This is a genomic window from Paenibacillus dendritiformis (assembly GCF_015845845.1).
In the GTDB taxonomy this organism is placed as follows: domain Bacteria; phylum Bacillota; class Bacilli; order Paenibacillales; family Paenibacillaceae; genus Paenibacillus_B; species Paenibacillus_B dendritiformis_C.
The window spans coordinates 1-4,007 of the sequence record NZ_LDIG01000277.1; the positions used below are offsets into that span (position 1 = coordinate 1).

Here is a 4,007-nt window from a genome sequence, read left to right on the forward strand (position 1 = left end):
GGACTTGTCCGATTGGATAGTAGATCGACCAGATGGAAGCTTCCGTCGCACCCCCGAGCGAGATGACGTCGGCCTTCGGGAACCGCTGCTTGATTCGCTCCGGCAGGTTCAACGGAATCCAGTCGCCGCTAAGCAGCACGGAACGGAGAGGAAGGACCGCTTCGTCCTCCTGCATGCACGCGACGGCCAGATCCATGAGGGCAGGCACCGAGTTCCAGACGGTAATCCCCTTCTCCTTGACCGTATGAAGCACGTTCTCCATATCGCGCTGATCGGCCACGAGCACGAGCGCTGCCCCCGCGCTCCAGGCTCCGAACAGGTCATATACGGACAAGTCGAAGCTCATCGAGGATAGTCCGATAAAGCGGTCGCTCCCGGTAATCCCCAGCTTGCGGTTCATATCCTGAATCGTATTGCAGACCGCCCTGTGGCCCGTCATGACGCCCTTCGGCCGGCCAGTGCTGCCCGAGGTATAGATGATGTATGCCGCATCACCTGCTTGGCTGCCGCATGTCACGTCCGCAGCGCAATACCTCTCCATTCCTTCCCGCTCCCACATTCCCGGCGAGAGCACCAGCTTGCTGCTCGAATGCTCTGCAATATACGAGCGGCGTTCTTCGGGGTAGTCCGGATCGATGGGCACATAGGCTCCTCCCGCTTTTAAAATCCCGAGTACTTGCGCCATCGTCTCGATGGAACGCTTGCCGATCAGTCCGACACGGTCGCCGGGCATAATGCCTTGCTCCCGCAAGTAGCGGGCCACTTGATTCGAACGCTCGTGCAAGACACGGTACGTCACGGACTCTTCCCCGAATATTACTGCGACGTGATCGGGCGTTCGCTTAGCCTGCGTCATGAACAACGCCGCCAGCGTCGTCGCTCCGATCGCTTCACCGGTATCGTTGAAACGCTCTATCCATAACTCTTGATCCCCAGGCGGCCCCAAGCGGATCTCCATCTCCGCGGCTGCCCGAGGTTCCAGCAGCTTCTCGAGAATTCCGGTATATTGACGGAACATCGATTCGATGACGCTGTCGTCGAACAGCTGCTCCACATATTCAAATGTGAGCAGCAGATCGCCGCTGCGCCACATCGCAATGCAATCGATATAGACTTGCGGCGTTGCATACAGATCCCACGTGATTCGCCCAATCTTTTCCCACTCTGTGCCTGCCTGCGGATCGCCGTTCAGCAGGCTCGTAAATACAATCGGGGCAACCGGTCGCAAACCGTATTGATGAAGCCTGCTCAAGTGGCTGGCGACTTGCACGCCGTCATAGCTTCGGTGGGACAGCGCCGCGAAAAGCTTTTCTTGCACAAGCTGCATTCGCTCAGAATAGGACGATTGGGCAGACACATCGACATCCAGCAGCAGTGTTGACGTGAAGTCGCCGATGATGGACTCGATATGCTCATGCACGGGCAGACGATTGTTGACGGTCAGATTCAGCGTCATCCGCTGTTGGTTGCTCCAGTAAGCAAGCATCTGGGCGTATGCGGCGCAAATGAGCGCCGATAGCGTGACGTTGTGTTCGCTTGCGATTCTTCTCCATACCATCCATTGTTCAGGCGTGTACGTTTTGCTGATTCTCCTGAAGCGCGGCTGGACGATGGCAGACGGATTGGCTGTAAGCGGCAGCTGCGGCGCCGGCGGGAATTCCTCCAGACGCTTCAGCCAGTAAGCTTTATCCGCTTCGTACGCCTCCGACTCCCGATACCGCCCGAGCGCCGCCACATAATCCCGAAACGTGATGTCTTGGTCCGGCAGTGCAGCTTCCGGCGCATGATAATAATGGCACAGCTCTTTGCCAAGCTGGCGCATGCTCTCCCCGTCTATGAGCGTGACGTCCCAACTGAAGCATAGCTGATGGGTATCGTCCGACAGTTTGAATGCTTTGAACTCATACATCGGCCATTTCCCAAGCTCGAAGACTCGATGAGCCATTCGTTCCCGTTCAGAGAGCAATCTTTTTGTTTGATCCGCTTCCTCTAGAAGGCTTATATCCTCGACCACAATCGAGTAATCCGGCACCTTTTCCAAAATCTTTTGTTCATAACTAGGCAGCACGACGGCGCGCAGCATCGGATGACGGGATATCACTTGCCGCAAGCTCCCCTCCAGCCTTTTCACGTCACAGGAAGTCTCCAGCTCCATGTAGCCTCGCGTCGAGAATCCGCTTAGCTCATAGCGGCTTTCCCTGCCGAGCACGTAAGCCAATTGAATATCGGTCAATGGGAAAGGTTCATGCCGGTTCGCGTGATCTGCCGTTATCGGAGGCCAAGCGTCTGGTGCAGATCCGGCAGCATGCGCCTCAAGCTTGCATGCTTCTTGTTCATCAGGCTCGTGCAATCCCTCTGTTCCCGGAAGCAGGTTCTCAAGCAATGAGGCCATGGCGGCGATCGTCGGCTGCTTGAATAATTGCAGTGTCAGCTGGCTGCGAGCGGCTTCCTCCCATGGAAAGGCTTGCCGAATATGATGCAGAAGCTTCACCATGGCAATGGAGCTTCCGCCCAGTTCCAGGAAGCTGTCATGTATCCCGATCGGCCGCATGTTCAGCACGGACTGCCAGAGGATCGATAATGTTCGTTCGATAGTCGTCCGAGGCGGGACGTATCTTGCTGCCTGATCTGCATCGCCCCGCTTAGGCTCCGGCAGCGCCTGCCAATCTACTTTGCCATTCGGCGTCAATGGAAGGCTGGCGATATGAACGAAAGATGATGGAATCATATAGTCCGGCAGCTTCCGCGCGGCATATGCCCGCAAGGCCTCATCTTCCTGAGCTTGGTCCGAGACGTAATAGGCGCATAAATACTTCGTGCCGTTCTCTTCTGTTCGAGCGGTGACGATGGCATGCTGAATGGCCTCGTGCTCCATGAAGCAGGTGCTTATTTCTCCCAGCTCAATCCGGTAGCCTCGTATCTTCACCTGCCGGTCTCTGCGCCCCAGAAATTCGATATACAGGTCAGACTGTTGATGGGACACCGGGCAATGGCCGGCAGCATCGTTGGCAGCATCATTGTTCCATGACGCGGAAGCATAATCTTCGATCATCATTTTGCCGCGATCGCCAGTGGCATACAGCCGACCGAGCGACGGATGGATGATGAACGATTGCCGCGTATTTTCTTCATCGTTCCAATAGCCTTCCGCCAATCCAATTCCGCCGATATAGAGATCCCCTTCTACTCCGACAGGGCACGGTTCAAGTTCATAATTAAGCACGTAAAATTTCTGATTCGCCAACGGCCTGCCGTAAGGGATGCTCTTCCATTGCTGCCGGACTTGTCCGATTGGATAGTAGATCGACCAGATGGAAGCTTCCGTCGCACCCCCGAGCGAGATGACGTCGGCCTTCGGGAACCGCTGCTTGATTCGCTCCGGCAGGTTCAACGGAATCCAGTCGCCGCTAAGCAGCACGGAACGGAGAGGAAGGACCGCTTCGTCCTCCTGCATGCACGCGACGGCCAGATCCATGAGGGCAGGCACCGAGTTCCAGACGGTAATCCCCTTCTCCTTGACCGTATGAAGCACGTTCTCCATATCGCGCTGATCGGCCACGAGCACGAGCGCTGCCCCCGCGCTCCAGGCTCCGAACAGGTCATATACGGACAAGTCGAAGCTCATCGAGGATAGTCCGATAAAGCGGTCGCTCCCGGTAATCCCCAGCTTGCGGTTCATATCCTGAATCGTATTGCAGACCGCCCTGTGGCCCGTCATGACGCCCTTCGGCCGGCCAGTGCTGCCCGAGGTATAGATGATGTATGCCGCATCACCTGCTTGGCTGCCGCATGTCACGTCCGCAGCGCAATACCTCTCCATTCCTTCCCGCTCCCACATTCCCGGCGAGAGCACCAGCTTGCTGCTCGAATGCTCTGCAATATACGAGCGGCGTTCTTCGGGGTAGTCCGGATCGATGGGCACATAGGCTCCTCCCGCTTTTAAAATCCCGAGTACTTGCGCCATCGTCTCGATGGAACGCTTGCCGATCAGTCCGACACGGTCGCCG

The 4,007-nt window shown here is 56.7% G+C and carries 1 protein-coding gene; it reads right to left on the reverse strand.

Annotated features, from left to right (window positions below; all coding sequences use genetic code 11):
* On the reverse strand, nt 1-4,007 hold a 4,007-nt coding region (locus ABD76_RS27520), incomplete at both ends, for an AMP-binding protein (RefSeq protein WP_197260080.1).